We start from the raw sequence: 20,193 nt of genomic DNA, 5'->3' as shown, positions 1-20,193 counted from the left end.
ACATGGCCGGCAAACGTAATAGGCTGCGTCGACCACGATCGGAGCCAAGGCACCCGAAGAAGTGCAAAGGTTGCATATGGGGTTCTTAAACAGGGACGAAGCAATTTTGCAGCAAGCAACGGTGTGTGAAGCAGGGGAATCCTTCCTGATTTCGAATTCCTGATATCGAGGAGGTGGTCTTATGCAAAATATACAAGGGATAAAATTTAAGCTTAAAACAAAGGAACAATGGTTTTGTGACGTTTGTAGTGGGGTTATTGAAACTGCGAAAGACGGAATGCTAGAATGGGACTCGTTAATTTCAGAAGAAGGCATGATAGATGCGAAAAATTTTCGTATTGTACACGTAAGATCGATCGAAGGATGCAAAAATAATCGTTCAGAAGAACATTTAGCGGATGGACATCTCCATTGGTTCACTGGGCCAAACGGATTGAATAATCTGCTCTCAATGTATGAAAGATATACTTTTGATCCTATCGAATTTAATAAGATAATTAGAAGGATACATGTAGATTTTTATGAGGAAGGTGCTAGGCTCTCTCAACTGGCGAGAGAAGACTCATATGAAATCGACCCTTATGATTCGGGAGATATCAACCAAGATGATCTACTGTGGCTAATTCGAAAATATGGCAATGAAAACTGCATCTTAATGATATTATCCCCTTTAAGTAGACAAGTGCTTAATAAGAGCACTAAAGTTAACTTGGAGGGGATTTTTCATGGAGAAGCAGCGTAAAACATTCGGTAAACAAAGTATTTCATGGACGTAAAACTCGTTCTCCTACTTCATAACGATCAAGGATTCCGGTACACCTCCAAGGGATACAACAATATCCGATCTAAGGCTGTTTAGTTCCGCTTCAAGCGAAAGGATTGAGACATTCACATACGTCTTATCTTCAATATCTCCTTTTTAATTTTATCAAAATGTATGGGGTATTCTAGCCCAGAGATTACGTTAAAGCATTACTCACATATGTGGTCAGGCGTAGATGAACTCATTGCCGAAGAAATGACAGCAATATTAAAATACTGACCGCAGCAAAAACAGGCATTTCATTTAATGTTAATCAAACAATAAAAAAGGGTAATCGGATACTCGTGTGGGAATATCGAAAAAGGACTAAATGGAGTGATTGTAGAAATTAAAACAACACTAAAACTGGAGTTGGTTTATATGAGGGTCAAACGAATTGTCACCAACATAGATACACAGGATATCACCTTAGCAAAAAGCTTTTATCAAGATGTACTTGGTCTCGAATTATTGATGGATCATGGTTGGATTGCAACATACGGATCAGACGAAGAGATGTGCGTCCAGATCAGTTTCGCCTCACAAGGAGGTTCCCAAACGCCTACGCCTAATTTATCGATTGAAGTCGATGATGTCGAATTAGCCTTTGAACGTATAAAGGCAGCTGGTTTTACGATAGAATATGGACCTGTTGAAGAACCCTGGGGAGTTAAGAGATTCTATGTAAGAGATCCATTCGGAAAGCTTATTAATATTCTTAGTCATCTGTAGGGGGAAGACAACAAAAATTCCACACTATTTTCCGAATACCCTAAAAATAAGTTTCGCATAATTCCCGCCGATCCAAGCCAGATTGAAGGCGCTAAAGCTGCTAAGCGATGCCGGAGTGCCCGCTCAGGCTGCAATTGCCCCGGTGCTGCCATGCAGCGATGCATTTCCGGATTTCTAACTGGGGGATGGTTTATGAGCGATGCCTGGCTGCATTCGCCAAGGATCAGTTTTTTTAAGTCAAAAGGGCTTTGCACCGTGAAATATTGTGTTAAAATGATATATATAATTCTAAAATAAGATTTCTATAATTTAGTAAATATGTAAACATAATACAAAAGTCCTATTGATTTCCTAGTCATCCTCGACTAATCTGTGAAAGGGAGACAATGTTCACAAAACTGTTGAAAAATGCAGACGTGTGCATTGCCTTACCACACCTTAATCGGGAGGATGATTTGTATGAAGAAGAAAATTAGTTTTTTTCTCGTCTTATCGTTAGTGATGACGTTATTTGGAGCGCTCCATGTATCCGCAGCGTCCATCACGGTAGACGCTACAATCATTGTCAAAGCTGGAACAACATTTGACGGAAAAGGCCAGACCTATGTCGCCAACCCGAACACGTTAGGTGATGGCAGCCAGGCCGAGAATCAAAAGCCGATCTTCCGTTTGGAAGCGGGCGCAACGCTCAAGAATGTCATCATCGGCGCGCCTGGTGCGGATGGTGTCCACTGTTATGGCAACTGTAACATCACGAACGTCACATGGGCAGATGTAGGCGAGGATGCATTGACTCTCAAATCATCCGGAACCGTTAACATCACCGGTGGAGGCGCTTACAAGGCCTACGACAAGGTATTTCAGATGAATGCTGCAGGAACGATCAATATTAAGAACTTTGTAGCGAACGATATCGGCAAGCTGGTACGGCAAAACGGCGGCACTTCATTCAAAGTGGTAATGAATGTTGATAATTGCGACATTTCTAAAGTCAAGGATTCGATTCTGCGTACAGACAGCAGTACATCGACCGGAAAAATAACGAATACAAGATACTCCAATGTTCCGACTCTATTTAAAGGATTTGCATCCGGCAAAACAAGCCAGTCCGGAAATACGCAGTATTAAAAGATTACGAAAATTAACGGCCTGCAGTTGACATGCATTTTGTTGTCAATTGCAGGCTGTTTGTATATTTTAAATATTAGAGTTGACCTTCACGTTACGGCAAGGTGTACAGTGTAAATGTCAGGAGGTGATTCCATGGAATATACCATACAGAAGCTGGCCCGACTAGCTGGAGTCAGCACGAGAACGCTTCGCTATTATGATGAGATCGAGATTCTTAAGCCGGCAAGAATCAACTCGTCAGGATACCGAATTTACGGCCAAGCAGAGGTGGATCGATTGCAGCAAATATTATTCTATCGGGAGCTGGGTCTTCCGCTGGAACAAATTAAAGCGATCGTAACCTCGCCTGCCTTTAACAGCGTTCTGGCGCTTCAAGAACACCGTGAGCAGCTCCTTGACAGAAGACGGCAATTGGATATTCTCATCTCCAATGTGGATAAGACGATTGCTACGCATGAAGGGAGAATCAGTATGACTGATCAAGAAAAGTTCGAAGGCTTTAAGCAAAAGTTGATTGACGATAACGAGCAAAAATACGGCAAGGAAATCCGTGATAAATATGGGGATGCCAAGGTCGAGCAATTCAATGAGAAGCTGCGCGGCATGAGCCAGGAACAGTATGAAGAAGCTTCGCGGCTAGCGGAAGAGGTGCACCGAGCGTTGGCCGAAGCTTATAAGACGGGCGATCCCGCAAGTGAGATGGCTCAGCAAGCCGCAGAACTGCACAAGCAGTGGCTCTGCTATTATTGGAGCGAGTACAGTAAAGAAGCCCATGCCGGATTGGCGCAAATGTATGTGGACGATGAGAGGTTCACCGCATACTATGACGGAGATCAGCCAGGTACTGCGCGGTTCCTGAGGGATGCGATTCTCATTTATACGGGGATGGGCCAATGAGGCTGAGAATCTTACTTTTTGAACATGAACTATAAGTAAAATAAAGCATCTTCATATCTTCATTATGATTCATCCAAACATGGGAAGGGTAATCATGAACAAGTGGGAAGTGGTCATAATCAATGAACAGACGGAACGACAGAATACTGTGTATTCCGAAAGGTAGTTGATTCACCATGTACTCTCTCAGAAGGAAGAGAAGATCGATCCTTCGTCGATTATTCTCTGGTAAGGCACCCTAGCCATTGGATGGCTGCATTAAATTGCATAGTTAAATGAAGCAACCGCTTCCCACGTTTAAAGACTCTGCGCCCCTGGCGTGGAGTCTTTTTTGCGTTGATGGAAGAACCCATAGTATTTATTAGTTTTACTAATCAAAGATATAAGATCATTCTAATTGACCGCCTGAGCGTGCTATGATAAATTTTATTAAATGACAAATTAGATAGTAATACTAGGAATTAATTTAAATTCCAGGTATGCTGCGTGAGGTGGATATTGTTGGAACTACAAGTCAGTAACAGTCCTTTTAGTCAAGAGCAGGCAGAGCTGCTCAATCGTCTTCTTCCTACGCTCTCGGAAAACCAGCGGATCTGGCTCAGCGGATACTTGACCGCACTGCAGGGGGCTGGTGCGGTAACGGCAGCAACTACGCTCGTTCAGGCGGTAGCTGCTGCGGAACCAGCCATTTCCAAAGAAGTAACTGTACTCTACGGTTCGCAGACAGGAAACAGCCACAGCCTGGCTACGAAGCTGTCCAAGAAGCTGGAGGAACAGAGCTTCCAGGTTGCATTGACGTCGATGAGTGATTTTAAGCCCAATGGACTAAAGAAAATTGAGAACTTATTTATTGTTGTCAGCACGCATGGCGAAGGAGAACCGCCAGACAGTGCTATTCCATTTTACGAGTACCTTCATAGCAAGCGGGCGCCGAAGCTGGAGGGACTGCGTTATTCCGTGCTTGCGCTCGGCGATACATCCTATGAATTTTTCTGTCAGACGGGTAAGGATTTTGACAAACGCTTGGAGGAGCTCGGCGGCGAACGGATAATTCCGCGGGTAGACTGCGATGTCGATTTTGATGAACTCGCTGCGGAATGGATGGGACTTGTTTTGGGTGAGCTCGGCAAGCTGTCCGCATCAGGGGTTGCAGCGAGCAGTGTAACCACTGCAGCGGCAAGCAGCGGCACTGAGTCCGAATACTCGAGAACCAATCCCTTTAGCGCGGAAGTATTGGAGAACCTAAACCTGAACGGACGCGGATCGGATCGGGAGACGCGCCACATCGAGCTCTCATTGGAAGGCTCCAACCTTCAGTATGAGCCGGGGGATAGTTTGGGCATTTATCCTGAAAATCACCCGCTGCTCGTCGATGATTTGATCGCGGCTATGGGCTGGAACAGCGAGGAAACAGTAACTGTGAATAAGAACGGCGAACAGCGGACGCTGCGTGATGCATTACTGCGGTATTTTGAAATCACGGTGCTGACTAAGCCGCTGCTGGAGCAGGCTGCTCAGCTAAGTTCGAGCGAGGAGCTGAAGCATCTGCTTGAAGCTGGACGCGAGCAGGAGCTGCGCACCTATTTGGCGGAACGCGATTTGCTTGATTTGGTGACGGATTACTCTTTTGCGGGGGTAACTGCTAGCCAGTTTATTTCGATTCTACGAAAAATCCCTGCTCGGCTATATTCCATCGCCAGCAGCTCCAAAGCGTTTCCAGATGAAGTACATCTTACGGTTCGCTCGGTTCGTTATGAAGCTCACGGTCGCAACCGCTATGGCGTTTGCTCCGTCCAGCTAGCGGAGCGGGTAGAGCCCGGAGATACATTGCCCGTATATATTCAGCATAACCCAAGCTTTAAGCTGCCAGAGAATCCAGATACCCCGATTATTATGATCGGGCCAGGGACGGGAGTTGCGCCTTTCAGAGCTTTTCTGGGTGAACGGGAAGAGACGGGGGCGGAAGGGAAAACCTGGCTCTTCTATGGAGACCAGCATTTCTCCACGGACTTCCTGTATCAGGTGGAATGGCAGCGCTGGCTGAAAGACGGAGTGCTGACGCGTATGGATGTAGCGTTCTCTCGCGACACCGACAAGAAGGTCTATGTCCAACACCGGATGCTTGAGAAGAGCCGGGAGGTTTATGAGTGGCTGCAAGAAGGAGCCGCGATATACGTGTGCGGGGATGAGAAGAAGATGGCCCATGACGTGCATGCTGCATTGGCCGCGATTCTTGAACAGGAGGGCGGTCTTAGCCCGGAGCAGGCTGCGGAATATTTGACTCGCATGCAGCAGGAGAAACGTTATCAACGGGATGTGTATTAAGCGGGGAGTCCCGAGGATTACGAGAGGAGATTGCCAATATGTCAGATAACAACTTAATGTCGCCCAATAGTGCGCCGCACAGCGATGTTGAAGATATTAAAATTAGAAGTAATTATTTGCGTGGAAGTTTAGTAGAGACGCTCGAGGATCCAATCACAGGCTCTATCCCGGAAGATGACAACCGATTGATGAAATTCCATGGCAGCTACATGCAGGATGACCGTGATTTGCGGAACGAACGTCACAAACAGAAGTTGGAGCCAGCCTATCAATTTATGCTTCGGGTACGTGCAGCTGGCGGTGTCGTTACACCGGAGCAATGGCTGATGATGGACAGCGTGTCACAGAAATATGCGAATGGAACCATTCGCCTAACGACTCGTCAGTCCTTCCAGCTCCATGGCGTCATTAAATGGAATTTGAAGAACACCATTCAGGAAGTGAACGAGGCACTGCTCAGTACGTTAGCCGCATGCGGCGACGTTAACCGTAACGTGATGTGCAATCCTAACCCCTACCAATCGGAAATACATTCCGAGGTATACAATTGGGCGGGTAAAGTAAGCGACCATCTCGATCCGAGAACAAATGCTTATCATGAAATTTGGCTTGACGGTGAAAAGGTGATCGACAGCAATGACAGCCAAGTGGAGCAAGAGCCTATTTATGGACGTGTCTATTTACCGCGCAAATTTAAAATTGGCTTCGCTGTACCGCCATCGAATGATGTTGATGTTTTCTCGCAGGACTTGGGGTTCATTGCGATTATCGAGGACGGGAAATTGAAAGGCTTTAACGTAACGGTAGGCGGCGGAATGGGGATGACGCACGGAGATACGAAAACCTATCCTCAGGTGTCTAAAGTGATTGGCTTCTGCTTGCCTGAGCAAATGATTGATGTAGCGGAGAAAACCGTAACGATTCAGCGCGATTATGGCGACCGTTCCGTTCGGAAGCATGCCCGCTTCAAATACACCATTGATGACCGGGGAGTCGATTGGTTCGTTCAGGAGCTGACTGATCGTCTGGGCTGGAGCTTGCAGGAGGCCAGACCGTTTCATTTCGAGCATAACGGCGATCGATATGGCTGGGTAAAGGGGAGCAACAACAAATGGCATTTTACGCTCTTTATCCAGAACGGCCGCGTGAAGGATGAGGAAGACTATAAGCTGATGACAGGCTTGCGGGAAATCGCCAAAGTGCATACGGGAGATTTCCGTCTTACGCCGAACCAGAACCTCATCATCGCTAATGTAAGCAGCCAAAAGAAAAAGAAAATTGAAGGCCTTATTAAAGAATACGGCCTGACGGACGGCTTGCATTATTCCGCGTTGCGGAGAAACTCTATGGCTTGTGTAGCTTTCCCGACCTGCGGTCTCGCTATGGCTGAATCCGAGCGCTATCTACCATCCTTGCTGGACAAAATCGAGCCGATGCTGGTTGAGGCCGGTTTGCAGGACGATGACATCGTCATTCGCATGACGGGCTGCCCGAATGGCTGCGCCAGACCGATGCTGGCGGAGATTGCTTTCATTGGCAAAGCGCCCGGCAAATACAATATGTATCTCGGCGGTGGCTTCTCCGGGAACAGACTGAATAAGCTGTTCAAAGAAAACATCGGAGAAACTGAAATATTGGAATCCTTGCAGCCGATCATAACTCAGTATGCCAAGGATCGTCAGGAAGGCGAGCATTTCGGCGATTATGTCATTCGCGCTGGATATGTCCAGGAAGTAACCGACGGACAAAACTTCCATTCCTAAGCTATTGACTCGGATGGACAGGAAAGTAACAAAATAAAAGACAAGTAAGTAATGAAGTATCCCATGGATTAATATAGTGAATGATTAATTATGTTAAACAAAGTGTTTCCCTTATTCGGGAAATGCTTTGTTTTTTGTCTTAAAAAGTTAATTATTGACATGAAAAAAATATTATGTCATTATTGTGTCAATCTTAAATCTATGAAACTACAATTTAATATTTAGGGGGGCGTCTATGAAGATCAAAGATATGATGTATGTGGCCTTATTCGCCGCAGTCATGGCTGTTTTAGGTTTGCTGCCTCCTATTCCACTCCCGTTCATCCCGGTGCCGATTACGGTGCAGACGTTGGGAGTCATGTTGGCCGGCAGTATATTAGGCGCTAGATTGGGTGGATTAAGTCTGCTCATCTTCGGTATTATCGTCACCGCAGGAGCGCCTTTATTGTCTGGTGGAAGAGGGGGCTTAGCCGTCTTGGTCAGTCCTACAGGGGGATACTTCTTAAGCTGGCCGATCGCAGCATTCGTGATCGGATATTTAGTACAGCGGGTATCGACGCGCATAAATCTTTGGAAGTTGATTTTGATTAATGCGGTAGGGGGAGTTTTGATCATTTACGCCATTGGAATCCCCTATATGTCTATCATTACGGATGTACCGATTGGTAAGGCCGCGCTTGGTAATGTTTCCTTTCTTCCAGGCGATTTGCTTAAAGTCGTAGTAGCTTCGCTCATTGCGATTCGAATACTGAAGGTAAATCCTCATATGCTTCATCGTACAAGCAGCCGCTCACACAAAGCATAACTCCATCTATTTGCGAATGAAACGTAAGGTTTGCCTATATCGGCAAACCTTTTTTCGACTAAAACGTACAAATCTTTTGCTCGTTATACAACATTGGAGGTCATGCCCATGATTCACTTTTCGGATGTTTCGTTCCATTATCCACTTCGCGACGCTATTATCCGAAATCTATCCTTTCAAATACATCCCGGGGAATACTTAGCGATTGTAGGAACCAACGGTATTGGGAAATCAACGGTAGCCAAGCTTATGAACGGTTTGCTGCAGCCGACGGAAGGCGAAGTTCGGTATAAGGATTATTGTACAAGCAATGAACAGCAGCTAGGAATGATTCGTGAAAAAATCGGTATGGTTTTCCAAAATCCCGAGAATCAAATCGTCGCTTCTACCGTCTTTGAAGACATGGCCTTCGGCTTGCAAAACATCTGTTTGCCCCCGGACGAAATTTCGGCGAGAGTGATGCAAACCTTAGAGCGCGTAAACATGCTCGATTATATCGATGCAGATGTCAATTCCTTATCCGGCGGCCAGAAACAAAGAATAGCGATTGCCAGCATTTTGGCCGTAGAGCCTGAAGTGATTATTTTTGACGAGTCTACATCCATGCTTGATCCCGAAGGCAAGGAGCAGGTACTAGGTCTGATCAGAGAGCTGAATCAGAAGGGGATTACCATTATTTCGATCACGCATGATATGGAGGAATTGGCGGAAGCATCGAGAATCATCGTGCTGGATCAAGGCCGCATAGGCTACGATGGAACTCCGGCCAAACTGTTCGAAGAAGAGTATAAGGCGATTCCAGGATTAGCGGCTCCCTTTATCGTGCATACGAGGGATGCCTTGAGAAGCAGAGGGATTCCACTGCCGAGCACAATATTTTGCATGGAAGATTTGGTGGAGCATTTATGGAAATTACATTAAGAGACGTATTTTTCTCCTATAACGCAGGGACGCCGCTGCAAAACGAGGTGCTTCAGGGACTTAACCTGACGCTGGAGAGCCATAAAATCATCGCTGTCGTAGGAAGGACGGGGTCGGGCAAGTCTACTTTCGTGCAGCATCTCAATGGGCTTTTGCACCCTACGCGGGGAAGCATCGACGTTGGGGAAGTAAGAATCACACATGACAGCAAAATAAAGCCCGTCCTCTTTGACAAGGTAGGCATTGTATTTCAAATGCCGGAGCACCAATTGTTCGAGGATACCGTTCTTAAGGATATCTCGTTTGGACCCAAAAACCTGGGCTGGTCGCCGGAGCTCATTCGAAGCAAAGCATTAGAGGCGATAAAGCTGGCAGGTCTTGATGAATCCTATTGCGACAGGTCTCCGTTTGAGCTTAGCGGCGGTGAGAAGAGAAGGGCAGCGATTGCGGGAGTATTGGTGATGGAGCCGTCCGTACTCATTCTGGACGAGCCTACGGTCGGGCTTGATGCGGAAGGCAAGCATGCTCTAATGAAGTTATTTCTCGATTGGCATAGGGTTAAGCAGCGTACCCTCATTGTCGTAACCCATGACATGGATCTATTGGCCGAATATGCCGAAGAGGTCATCGTCTTCGAAAGCGGTAAAGTGAAATTGCAAACGGATCCATTGACCCTATTCACCAAGCATCGCCTTGAAATTGAAGCCTTAGGGTTAAAAATCCCGCTGGCGCTTGAGCTTCTAGAAAAATTAAATGCCAGGCTGGGTACACCCATCCCGGTCAGGTCGGTTAAAAAAGAAGCACTTCAAACGCTGCTAGCCGAATATTTCCTTATGTCCAGCGGAAAGCGAGGGGGCTGAGTCGTGGCTTTATCCCATCAAATGATTTTTGGCCAGTATATCGATAAGAAATCGATCATTCATGAGCTCGATCCGCGAACCAAGCTGCTTATCGTGATGTCTTTTATGATTTCAGCGTTATTGCTTCATGGCTTCATCTCCTACGCTATGCTGACGCTCCTAGTTGCCGTCTCCGTTGTCATTTCCAGGATTCCTGGATCTTACATTGTAAAAGGATTAAAGCCGGTCTGGCTGATCGTTCTTGCGACTTTCATCTTTCATATCTTCTTGACGCAGGGAGGAGAAGCTTTAATTAGAATCGGATCCGTCTCTATTTATGAAATGGGAATCGTCAAAGCGATAACGATTACTGTACGCATCATCCTGATGGTAGTCACGGCAACCCTGCTGACCTTAACGACCAAGCTGACCGATCTGACCAATGCCATTGAAACCCTGCTGTCGCCGCTCAAAAAAATAGGCATTCCTACACAGGAAATTGCCATGATGATTACCTTCACAATCCGTTTTATTCCCATTCTCATGCAGGAAACGGAAAAGATTATGAAAGCCCAAAGGGCCAGGGGCGTCAATTTCTCTTCCGGCAATATTTTCAAAAGAATGTTGAACTTTGTTCCTGTCATTGTGCCGATCCTGATGCTGGCGTTTCAAAAAGCGGAAAGCGCCTCGCTGGCCATCGAAGCCCGGGGATATAGGCCGGGAATGAAGAGAACGCAGATTAGAACACTGGTTCTGCAGCCTATGGATTACAAAGCCATGCTAGTGGCCGGATCATTTGTGATCATGTTGATCGCATTCAGAATGTGAGGAATGAAGATGCGAATTTATCCATGCAGTATAGAAGAATATCGGGAGCTCATATCCGTCAGCCTTGGCAGCAGCCCTGCAACGGTATGGTTCAAAAACACGCCATATTTAAACGTGTACACCGGACAAGTGGAGAGAGGGAACATTTACACTTCCGGGAGCCGTATCGCCTATGTGGGGGACAAGGAATTTGCCGTATCGCCGAATACGCAAATTATAGAGCTGGGGCCGGAACAGATTCTCGTTCCAGGCTATATAGAACCCCATGCCCATCCCTGTCAGATGTACAACCCGGTTGCCTGGGGCGAAAGCCAGCTTCGCAATGGCACCGTGTTATCCATTAACGACAACTTATCCTTGTTAATGCTGCTTGGCGGGCGCTCTGCCCTCCAATTTATCGAGGAATTAGACGGCATTAGCAGCCATATGTTTTTGTGGTGGTGCAATTTTGACCAGCTGCAGTCGTGCGACCGCAATTCGCTTGAGGAATGGCTTACCCATCCTTTAGCAATACAAGGCGGCGAGTTTACGGAGTGGTTCAGGCTGCTTCAGGGCGATGAAGAGCTGCTGGAACGGCTGTATATGTTGAAAGGCAAGCATCATATTCGGGTGGAAGGGCATTTGCCCGGCGTCTCCTATGAGAAAATCAGCGCGATTGCTGCGGCGGGAATCGGAGCGGATCACGAGTCTTTAAGCGCTGAGGACGTGCTCAAAAGATTAAGGCTCGGTCTCTATGCTGCCCTGAGATATTCCTCCATACGTCCTGACCTGCCAGACATCTTGGCAGGATTGGTCGGCGACCCGTGCTTTAATTTAAATCGCGTCATGCTGACGAGCGACGGGCCTTCACCGCAATTCACCGAAGCGCACAGCGTAGCCGGCATGATCAAGCTGTGCATGGATGCAGGCGTTCCCGCGGCGGATGCATATAGACTAGCCACTTTAAACCCGGCGACGTATTACGGCCTGGATGAGGATCTGGGCGGTATCGCCCCGGGCAGGCTCGCCAGCTTCAATGTCCTTTCCACGCTGGACGATCCAGCTCCGATGCATGTGATGCAGCAGGGGAGATGGCGGATACGGGATCGAAGGAGCGTAAGGCCAGCCGATGAAGCGGCCGTCGCAGCGTGGTTAAGGGCGTACTTCCCCTCGCGGAGAACCCCGGTGGAGCTTAGTCCCGAACAGCTTCGAACCCAGGGACATATTGGCATTGAGCTCATTAATGATGTCATAACCAAGCCCTATGAATTTACCCCGGCTTCCGAGCTGGGGGCTGAGGAGAGCTTCATCTCCCTGCTGGATTCCAAAGGTAAATGGGCGCTCCATACCCGTATTAAAGGCTTTGCTGCCGGGGTCATTGCGCTCGCCAGCACCTACAGCGCCTCGAACGATACCCTGCTCATCGGCAGGAACGAAAATGTGATGTGCGAGATCATGCAGGAGCTTAATGCTAGAGGTGACGGCATTTTAGCTTATTTCAAAAACGGTGAACGGCTTTATATTCCGCTCCCGTTAGGCGGCACGATGAGTGCCGAGAAGATGGAAGGCATTAGCGAATCCCTGGAACAATTTACACGCCTGATGCATGAGCACGGCTATCGTTTTCGCGATCCCGCGTATACGCTGCTATTTTTAACCGCCTCTCATTTACCCAACATACGCATGTCCGAAAAGGGACTTTATCTCGTAAAGAACAGTGAAGTCATAACCAGCCCCGTGCCACTAAAGTTCGATTAGTTCTCTTCGCAAATATTCCGTACGGAAGGTGAATTTTATGCTCATTTCGGATGCTATTCAAACGCAAGCCACCCGAAATCCGGACAAAATCGCGCTTATCGTGGATACAAACCGGATGACGTACAGAGAGCTATATCACGGAATCAACGCCGCGGCTCATGATCTTCTTGGCTATGAGCAAGCTTTCAAGCCCGAGGGAGATACGGTTGTCGGATTTCTGCTGAATAACAGCGCTGAATTCGTGCAATATTTTTTGGCTGCGACCAAGCTCGGCCTGTGCTCGGCATTATTCGATCCCAAATGGGCCGACGCGAACATAGAAGCGATCCTGGAAGAATGCCAGCCTGCCATACTGATCGTGGATATCGAGCTGCTGCCCCGCTTAACGAACATACCTGCCGCTACCAAGGTGATTGTTATCGATGCCGATTCGAAGGAGCAAGCATCCGCAGCCAGCAGCCGCTATGCTTGTGCGATCGAAAGGGAGCCTCACCGGTATTCCACGAGCGAAAGCCTGTTCTATATGGGGTTCACCTCGGGAACAACGGGGATTCCGAAGGGATTTGTTCGCGCCCAGCGATCATGGATGGAGAGCTTTGCCAGAGCTAAAGAAGCTTTTGATCTCGATGAAGCGGATCATGTCCTGGGCACCGGGCCGCTGGTGCATTCCTTAACGATTTATGCGGCGATTCAGACCTTATACCTGGGCGGAACCTTTTACCTGTCTCGAAAATTCAATGCGGAGCTGGCCTTAGCTATGTTGGAATCTTATCCGATTACCCACATTTATTTGGTACCTACGATATTCGAAGCGATTTACCAATCGTCTGTGTCCCGTTCCCGCAGCTTTTCTGCCCCAACCGTAAAATCGTTGATTACGACCGGCGATAAATGGACGCCGGAATCGAAGCGAAAGGTAAAGCAGGTATTTACCCAGGCCGGCATATATGAATTCTATGGCGCATCTGAGCTAAGCTTCGTGTCGGTGCTCGATCCGGCAGGCAATGAGCAGAAGCCGGGCTCCATCGGCAAGCCGTTTAACGGTGTGGAGGTATCCATCCGCAAGCCTGACGGCAGAGAAGCAAGCGAAGACGAGGTCGGACAGGTGTATATCAAGAGCAATATGATTTTCTCCGGTTATTTCAATAATGAGGAGGAGACGAAGCAGGTCATCCAGGGAGAATGGGCAACGGTGGGCGATCTTGCGATGCGAGATTCCGAAGGCTTCCTCTATATGGTGGGCAGGAACAAGAACATGATGATTAGCGGGGGCCTGAATATTTATCCCGAGGAGATCGAGAAGGTGCTGCTTGCGTTGGAGGAGATCGAGGAGACGGTGGTGGTTGGCGTACCCGATTCTTATTGGGGTCAAAAAGTAGTGGCTCTCATTAAGCTCCGGGAAGGTGCTGAGCTCAATGACCAAGATATATTCGCGGTTTGCCGCAAGCACTTGGCCAGCTATAAGTGTCCGAAGGAAATCATGCGGGTGAATTCCTTTCCCTATACGACAAGCGGCAAAATATCACGAACGAAAATAAACGATTGGTTGACCGGAAGGGTGGTGTAAGCATGTCAATCCCCGTAATCGTCGCTGCCAAACGAACCGCCATCGGCAGATACGGCGGTATGTTCAGAGAAATTCCGCCTGAAGCGCTTGCTGCGGAAGTTATCAAAGCCCTTGTACACGAAGTTCCTGTGAAGCCAGGTGATATCGATGATGTTATTCTGGGCAATGCCGTTGGCCCCGGCGGAAATATCGCCAGGCTGTCCGCTTTGACCGCATGTCTCCCGGTAGAGGTTCCGGGATTAACGGTGGATCGGCAATGCGGCTCAGGTCTTGAAGCGATCAATATTGCTGCACGGCTGATTCAAGCCGGAGCAGGCGAGATATATTTAGCAGGCGGCGTGGAGAGCACGAGCCGGGCGCCCTGGAAAATCGAAAAACCTCTTTCCTTATATGGCAAAGGATTTCCGGCGATTATGAGCCGGGCAAGGTTCTCGCCGGATTTTATCGGCGATCCGCATATGGGCCAAGCCGCCAACAATGTCGCGGACAAGTACGGGATCACCAGGGAAGCCCAGGACTTATTTGCACTCCACAGCCAGAGAAAAGCCGTCGAGTCGATTCACAGCGGACGCTTTCAAAGCGAGATCGTGCCGTTCGCCGTTATCTCAGGCAAGGAATCAAGGATGATTGATACGGATGAATGTCCCCGTCCCGATACGACGCAGGAGAAGCTGGCCGCATTGCCGCCTGTATTTGATGCCGAGGGCACAGTAACCGCCGGAAACGCTTGTCCTATCAATGATGGAGCAGCTATCGTTCTTATGATGTCTTTAGAGAAAGCGATGTCGCTGGGCATGAAGCCCGTTATGAAATATATCGATTCGACCGCAGCGGGGGTAGATCCGAATTATTTAGGCATTGGGCCGGTGCCGGCGGTGAACAAGCTGTTGGCCCGCCAACGCTTGTCGATACGTGACATCGATTTGGTCGAGTTTAATGAAGCCTTTGCCTCTCAAGTGCTTGCTTCTCTTCAGGAGCTGAACATCAAGGCGGATATCGTCAATGTTGGCGGAGGAGCTATTGCGCTTGGCCATCCCTACGGAGCCTCCGGAGCGATTCTTGTCACGCGCCTGTGCAATGAAATGCAGCGGATGAACGCAGCAAGGGGCATCACTACGCTCGGCATAGGCGGCGGAATGGGAATTGCGACATTGTGGGAGAAGTGCGAATAAGGGACACGAGGAGGCTATGGAATGCTGCTGAATCATCAAACCGCTGTCATTACAGGCTCTAGCCGCGGCATCGGCCGGGCCATTGCGATACGAATGGCGCAGGAAGGCGCCCAGGTGATCGTCAATGGCACTGACGCAAGCCGCGTTAATCAGGTGGTGGAAGAAATTCGGAATAACGGCGGCACCGCCATCGGCATTGCCGAATCGATTGCGACTATGAACGGGGGAGCAAGGATTATTTCGGCGGCGATCAAGGAGTTTGGCAAGATCGATATTCTCGTGAATAACGCCGGGGTCATTCGCGACAAAATGGCGCACAAGCTCAGTGAAGAGGATTGGGATGCGGTCATAAGCACGCATTTGAAAGGAACCTTCTCCTGCACGCGAGCAGCGCTCCCCGTTATGAGGGAAAGAGGACAGGGCTGCATTATCAATATGACATCCACTGCCGGGCTGCAAGGAACGATGGGACAGCTTAACTACAGCGCGGCCAAAGCAGGGATTCTCGGCATGACCTGGACACTGGCGCTGGAGCTGGAGAGTTATGGGATCAGCGTTAACGCCATAGCTCCAGCGGCTTTGACGGATATGACATTGCCGTATATCGAGAAAGCGAGGATGAATGCCGAGTCTACAGGACAAGGCATCCCCGATTATTGGAAGGTCGGAACACCCGAGGAGGCGGCCGAGCTTGCCGTTGCTCTATGCTTGCCGCAAAGCCGGAGCATTAGCGGGGCTGTTTTCTCGGTGAACGGCGGTGATATCGGGGTATGGGAACGTCCTAAGCATTATCCACTAGCCTCGCGAGCAGCCGACAAGTGGGGCGCAAATGAAATTTCCGCCGAGATTGTGGCAAAATATGCGACTTGAGCCAGCATGGACTATTTGCAGTGCAGCTTATTCTAGCTTCTAGCCAACATAAGAAGTACACGGAGGAGTGCCATTTTGAAGAAGAAACGAATATTTATCGGCATGATGGCTGGGATGGGCAGGGTTAACCGCTGTTTACCCATTGCGCTAAAGCTAAGGGAAATGGGGCATGAGGTGGCTTATACGGTCTGGGGCAACGCGGGAGCAGCGATGGAGAAGATCGGTTTTGAAGCTATACCGATCCCGCCGATTCCGGAGCCCAGAGGACAGTCGTTCGATCCTAATTTCACGAATTTTCATCATTTTTTATCGATGATGGGCTACTCCGACCGGGAATATATGAGGAACGAGCTGGAGTCCAGGCTGGGCGTTACGTCCGGCTTCAAGCCGGATCTCGTTCTCACCGATTCCAGTCTATCCGCCGCTTTTATTGCTCGAAAGCTGGGGATTCCGCTTGTCTCCATCCATCAATCCTGCTCCCTCCCGGGCGGATTGCCATTTACATTGGATATAGCGAATGCCGAGGAGAAGCAGTACGAGCACGAGCATGAGGTCACCGGTGCGCTTAATGAAGTGCTCGCTTTGCATCGATTGGATCACGCCAGCAGCGCTCTGTCGTTTCTGGCAGGCGATTTAGCGCTCGTGCCGAGCATCCCGGAGTTTGATCCTGTGGATCCGAAGGCATTGTCGATACCGTTAGAATATGTCGGGCCGATCGTATGGAGGGATGACAGTTTGGCAGGCATGCCTCCGTCTTGGATTACGCCGCAGCAAACCGATACAAGGAACAGGCGTGTTTTCGTGTATACGAGCAGACTGATCGAGTGGGGCGTCGAAAGCGGCGGGCATATTTTCAAAGAAGTGATCCATGCGCTGGGCAATACATCGACTGAAGTCCTCATCGCCACCGGCTTTAATCCGCTAGAAGGAGAGGAGAGCGAAATCCCTCCTAATGTGGCATTCACGACGTATGTTTCCGGGGTTATGGCAGCTGAGCAGAGCGATATCATGATTCACCATGGCGGTCATGGGAGCTGTATGACGACGTTGTTAACAGGGACGCCTTCTTTAGTTATCCCTACCTGGGCGGAAAGGGAATTCAACGCCAGGCAATTGGTGGCTGTAGGAGGCGGGCGCATGATTTGTCCGAGTGATATGAGTGGACAGCAGCTGGCCGAAATCGTCGCCTCGATGCTGAATGATGGTGCTTTGGAGGATGCGCGTCAGCTGCAGCAGAGCATTGCTGCAAAAAATTATGGGGGAGCCGAGCGCGCCGTCGCCTTGATTAGCCGTTTATTGTAAGAAGCTTGCGCTGCCGGAATTTTAACTTGAGCTCATTCAGAAGCCTGATGCAACATGCTGCTTTATACCTTAAAAAAAGGAGGAGTCGTCGCCCATTGAATAGTGTTCTGAACATGATGAGGAACCCGGCGGTCTTGCTGTTGTCGATTTGTATCTTTTTCATTGGTTTGGGATACTCCTTGACCTTGCCCTTCATGCCGCTGTTCGGGGTGGAGCGGGTGGGCATGACCCCTTTATCCCTAGGAACCTTTCTTGCCGTCGGGTCGTTATGCGGCATTATTTGCAGCACCTTGATCGGGAGATTATCGGATAGGAAGCCGATCCGAAAATGGATCGTAATCGCTTCGGCCGTCTCGGCTTCATTAGGGTATGTATTTTATGCGTTCAATGAGAATTATGTCGTCCTGCTCATCGTCGTCTCGACGCTGATTGCGATTTCGTACGCGGCCTTTCCGCAGCTGTTCGCGCTGGCTAGGGAAATTACTGAGAAGGAAGCGAGCGTCGATATTCCGGTCGTCATGTCCGTGCTGAGAGCTTTAGTGTCGCTTGCCTGGATCGTTGGCCCGGTCATTGCGTCCTTCGTTATTCAAAGATTTGATTATCAAGGCCTATTTCTTACCGTCTCGGTCATGTATTTGCTTGTTGGACTGTTCGTGCTGTTCTTGCCTGCTCAACATCAGGTAACGAAGCAGCCTGACGATGCTTTGACGCAAACCCCGGCTCCCGCAGCCAAAATTAACTTCAAAAGCGCCTTGCTGTCGCCCCATGTTGTTTTTGCTTTGCTGGCCTTTATGGCATTTGAAATTGCGAATTCGATGGGGGGAATTGCCACGCCCTTGTATGTGACCCAGGATCTCAGCGGCGGAAAGCTTGATGTAGGGATTATTGCAGGCGTCAATGCAGCCCTTCAGGTGCCGATCATGGTCACGCTTGGACTACTAGCTAAACGGTTTGGCAGCTCGGTATTGATGAACTTTGCCGGGCTGTTCGGAGCAGCCTATTATTTGTTCCTCATGCTGACGAAATCGACGATTCACATTATGGCGATCCAAATTTTCAGCGCCATATTTATCGCTATCGTGCTGGGGATCGGCATGACGTTCTTCCAGGATCTTCTCCCTAAAATGATCGGTACGGCAACGACGCTTTACAATAACGCCAACATTCTGGGGTCGATGGGAGGCGGGCTGCTGGCAGGGGTCATCGGCGAATATTACGAGATCAAAACGGTGATTCTTGCCTCGGCTCTTTTGTGCTTCGTTGGATTTGTCCTCTTAAAAATATCAACGGCAAGGAATGCCTCCAGGCTCCGGATCGGGAAAGGAGGATCCTATGAAGGCTAGCATCGTCATTCTGGCCTATAACCAGCAGGAGATTGTAAAAGTCTGTTTAAGCTCTTTATCCCGGCAAAGCCTGATGGAGGGCGACAGCTTTGAGGTGGTTCTCGTCGACAACGGGTCAACGGACGGCACGGGAGAAATGGTTGGGCAGTTAGCCGTAGATTATCCGCTGATTTATCGCTATATCCCGAGAACCGAGCAATCAAGCAGGGCTGCCTCCCGGAATCAGGGCATCGTTGGCGCCAGCGGCGATGTTGTAATTTTTCTGGATGGCGACCAAATTGCCGCACCCGGATTCATTGCCGAGCATCTGCGCGTGCATAGGTTTGCGGACGATAAGCTCGTGATCGGCTTTAGGCGATATCTTGAGCAAGGAACGATTTGCAAAGATAGGATGGTAACCCGGTTGTTTGGCGAGGCGGAATTGCTGCCTTTCGAGGAGGATGAACGTCTGTGGTTAATGGAACGCTTTTCCGAGAACGCAGGGGCGTTTCGAACAGCCTGGCATCTGTTTTTTAGCTGCAATATTTCGGTCAGACGGGATCGGCTCATGGAGGTCGGGATGTTCAATGACGAATTCCAAGGCTGGGGACTGGAGGACAGCGAGCTTGGCTACAGGCTGGAACAGGCGGGAGGATCGTTTGTTTTCAATAAAAAAGCCCTAGCTTACCATGTGCACCATCCTTCCGAATTTAATGAGGATCGGTATGCCGGCTGGCAGGCGAATCTGCAGCATTTTATATCACGTCACCCCTCCTTTGAGGTAGAAGCGCAAAAAATTTTAGCCGAGTTCTTCAATCCGGAAATCAGAATATCATGGTGGGATTGCTACGTGCGATTCGAGAATGCCGTTCGCGCCTACCAGGGGTATGAGGGCAGCCGTTATCCCGTCAGCATGATGGTGGTTTATGAGCATAGCGGCGAAGTTGCGAAGGCTATTGCAGCGGAGGCGGCATGCAGAGAGGTCGTAGTTATCGATAAAACCGCGCAATCCAATCTTGATCTGATATGTCAATCGCTCAGGGAGGCCCATGACGTGCTCTATTATCAGCATCCCACCGAGAGGCAGCTTGTGGAGCTGCATCGCGTCTTTACATCCAGAGGGATTTGGAAGCAGCAGGTCTTCGAATAAGCCGGATGTGAAAGAAGTTCAAAACGTTAT

General features: G+C 49.0%; 17 protein-coding genes and 1 pseudogene. All 18 read left to right on the top strand.

Annotated elements, in window-relative coordinates; translation table 11 throughout:
* Positions 1-181: 181 nt before the first annotated feature.
* The 18 genes and pseudogenes from ACE3MQ_RS02085 to ACE3MQ_RS02000 all read left to right on the top strand — a co-directional run bounded on the left by ACE3MQ_RS02085 (position 182) and on the right by ACE3MQ_RS02000 (position 20,163).
* Positions 182-742 carry a hypothetical protein gene (locus ACE3MQ_RS02085; RefSeq protein WP_379390096.1) on the top strand — a complete coding sequence of 187 codons (561 nt, stop codon included), beginning with the start codon at positions 182-184 and terminating at the stop codon, positions 740-742.
* A 122-nt stretch (positions 743-864) separates the two neighbouring features.
* A pseudogene (locus tag ACE3MQ_RS02080) lies at positions 865-1,155 on the top strand (hypothetical protein); the annotation flags it as partial.
* A 28-nt stretch (positions 1,156-1,183) separates the two neighbouring features.
* Positions 1,184-1,534 carry a VOC family protein gene (locus ACE3MQ_RS02075; RefSeq protein ID WP_379390705.1) on the top strand — a complete coding sequence of 117 codons (351 nt, stop codon included), beginning with the start codon at positions 1,184-1,186 and terminating at the stop codon, positions 1,532-1,534.
* Between the two features lie 459 nt (positions 1,535-1,993).
* A complete protein-coding gene (locus tag ACE3MQ_RS02070; protein ID WP_379390094.1) occupies positions 1,994-2,662 on the top strand; it encodes a pectate lyase in 669 nt (222 codons plus the stop codon).
* 135 nt (positions 2,663-2,797) lie between these two features.
* Positions 2,798-3,562, top strand: coding sequence for a MerR family transcriptional regulator (locus ACE3MQ_RS02065; protein ID WP_379390092.1), 765 nt, complete (start codon positions 2,798-2,800; stop codon positions 3,560-3,562).
* Between the two features lie 501 nt (positions 3,563-4,063).
* Positions 4,064-5,887 (top strand): assimilatory sulfite reductase (NADPH) flavoprotein subunit, encoded by a 1,824-nt coding sequence (locus ACE3MQ_RS02060; RefSeq protein WP_379390090.1) that lies wholly within the window; start codon positions 4,064-4,066, stop codon positions 5,885-5,887.
* Positions 5,888-5,925: 38 nt separating this feature from the next.
* On the top strand, positions 5,926-7,650 hold the full coding sequence (gene cysI / locus ACE3MQ_RS02055; RefSeq protein WP_379390088.1) for an assimilatory sulfite reductase (NADPH) hemoprotein subunit: 1,725 nt from the start codon (positions 5,926-5,928) through the stop codon (positions 7,648-7,650).
* Positions 7,651-7,885: 235 nt separating this feature from the next.
* Positions 7,886-8,455 (top strand): biotin transporter BioY, encoded by a 570-nt coding sequence (locus ACE3MQ_RS02050; RefSeq protein WP_379390086.1) that lies wholly within the window; start codon positions 7,886-7,888, stop codon positions 8,453-8,455.
* 108 nt (positions 8,456-8,563) lie between these two features.
* Entirely contained in the window at positions 8,564-9,376 is an 813-nt protein-coding gene (locus tag ACE3MQ_RS02045) for an energy-coupling factor transporter ATPase (RefSeq protein WP_379390084.1), read from the top strand.
* Positions 9,361-10,236 carry an ATP-binding cassette domain-containing protein gene (locus ACE3MQ_RS02040; protein ID WP_379390082.1) on the top strand — a complete coding sequence of 292 codons (876 nt, stop codon included), beginning with the start codon at positions 9,361-9,363 and terminating at the stop codon, positions 10,234-10,236. Before ACE3MQ_RS02045 ends, ACE3MQ_RS02040 begins: the two co-directional genes overlap by 16 nt.
* A 3-nt stretch (positions 10,237-10,239) precedes the next feature.
* Positions 10,240-11,043 carry an energy-coupling factor transporter transmembrane component T family protein gene (locus ACE3MQ_RS02035; RefSeq protein WP_379390079.1) on the top strand — a complete coding sequence of 268 codons (804 nt, stop codon included), beginning with the start codon at positions 10,240-10,242 and terminating at the stop codon, positions 11,041-11,043.
* 9 nt (positions 11,044-11,052) lie between these two features.
* Positions 11,053-12,780: an adenine deaminase C-terminal domain-containing protein gene (locus ACE3MQ_RS02030; protein ID WP_379390077.1), complete on the top strand. Its 1,728-nt coding sequence runs from the start codon at positions 11,053-11,055 to the stop codon at positions 12,778-12,780.
* A 37-nt stretch (positions 12,781-12,817) separates the two neighbouring features.
* Positions 12,818-14,347, top strand: a complete 1,530-nt coding sequence (locus ACE3MQ_RS02025) for an AMP-binding protein (protein WP_379390075.1) — start codon at positions 12,818-12,820, stop codon at positions 14,345-14,347.
* A 2-nt stretch (positions 14,348-14,349) separates the two neighbouring features.
* On the top strand, positions 14,350-15,519 hold the full coding sequence (locus tag ACE3MQ_RS02020) for a thiolase family protein (protein WP_379390073.1): 1,170 nt from the start codon (positions 14,350-14,352) through the stop codon (positions 15,517-15,519).
* A gap of 21 nt (positions 15,520-15,540) precedes the next feature.
* A complete protein-coding gene (locus ACE3MQ_RS02015; RefSeq protein ID WP_379390071.1) occupies positions 15,541-16,389 on the top strand; it encodes an SDR family NAD(P)-dependent oxidoreductase in 849 nt (282 codons plus the stop codon).
* Between the two features lie 75 nt (positions 16,390-16,464).
* Positions 16,465-17,691, top strand: a complete 1,227-nt coding sequence (locus tag ACE3MQ_RS02010; RefSeq protein ID WP_379390069.1) for a glycosyltransferase — start codon at positions 16,465-16,467, stop codon at positions 17,689-17,691.
* A 95-nt stretch (positions 17,692-17,786) separates the two neighbouring features.
* Positions 17,787-19,034: a sugar efflux transporter gene (locus ACE3MQ_RS02005; protein WP_379390067.1), complete on the top strand. Its 1,248-nt coding sequence runs from the start codon at positions 17,787-17,789 to the stop codon at positions 19,032-19,034.
* The gene (locus ACE3MQ_RS02000) at positions 19,024-20,163 is read left to right on the top strand and encodes a glycosyltransferase (protein ID WP_379390065.1); all 1,140 of its coding nucleotides are present in this window, start codon (positions 19,024-19,026) and stop codon (positions 20,161-20,163) included. The genes ACE3MQ_RS02005 and ACE3MQ_RS02000 overlap by 11 nt, the downstream gene beginning before the upstream one ends.
* The last annotated feature ends 30 nt before the right edge of the window (positions 20,164-20,193 follow it).

This window comes from Paenibacillus lentus, from assembly GCF_042714055.1.
Lineage (GTDB): Bacteria > Bacillota > Bacilli > Paenibacillales > Paenibacillaceae > Fontibacillus > Fontibacillus lentus_A.
The sequence above is the reverse complement of the archived record's forward strand: the minus strand, read 5'-3'. Positions and strand labels throughout refer to the sequence as shown.

Coding starts and splice junctions, on each gene's coding strand:
- ACE3MQ_RS02085 (WP_379390096.1), top strand. CDS start 182: ATGCAAAATATACAAGGGATAAAATTTAAGCTTAAAACAAAGGAACAA.
- ACE3MQ_RS02075 (WP_379390705.1), top strand. CDS start 1,184: ATGAGGGTCAAACGAATTGTCACCAACATAGATACACAGGATATCACC.
- ACE3MQ_RS02070 (WP_379390094.1), top strand. CDS start 1,994: ATGAAGAAGAAAATTAGTTTTTTTCTCGTCTTATCGTTAGTGATGACG.
- ACE3MQ_RS02065 (WP_379390092.1), top strand. CDS start 2,798: ATGGAATATACCATACAGAAGCTGGCCCGACTAGCTGGAGTCAGCACG.
- cysI (WP_379390088.1), top strand. CDS start 5,926: ATGTCAGATAACAACTTAATGTCGCCCAATAGTGCGCCGCACAGCGAT.
- ACE3MQ_RS02050 (WP_379390086.1), top strand. CDS start 7,886: ATGAAGATCAAAGATATGATGTATGTGGCCTTATTCGCCGCAGTCATG.
- ACE3MQ_RS02045 (WP_379390084.1), top strand. CDS start 8,564: ATGATTCACTTTTCGGATGTTTCGTTCCATTATCCACTTCGCGACGCT.
- ACE3MQ_RS02040 (WP_379390082.1), top strand. CDS start 9,361: ATGGAAATTACATTAAGAGACGTATTTTTCTCCTATAACGCAGGGACG.
- ACE3MQ_RS02030 (WP_379390077.1), top strand. CDS start 11,053: ATGCGAATTTATCCATGCAGTATAGAAGAATATCGGGAGCTCATATCC.
- ACE3MQ_RS02025 (WP_379390075.1), top strand. CDS start 12,818: ATGCTCATTTCGGATGCTATTCAAACGCAAGCCACCCGAAATCCGGAC.
- ACE3MQ_RS02020 (WP_379390073.1), top strand. CDS start 14,350: ATGTCAATCCCCGTAATCGTCGCTGCCAAACGAACCGCCATCGGCAGA.
- ACE3MQ_RS02015 (WP_379390071.1), top strand. CDS start 15,541: ATGCTGCTGAATCATCAAACCGCTGTCATTACAGGCTCTAGCCGCGGC.
- ACE3MQ_RS02000 (WP_379390065.1), top strand. CDS start 19,024: ATGAAGGCTAGCATCGTCATTCTGGCCTATAACCAGCAGGAGATTGTA.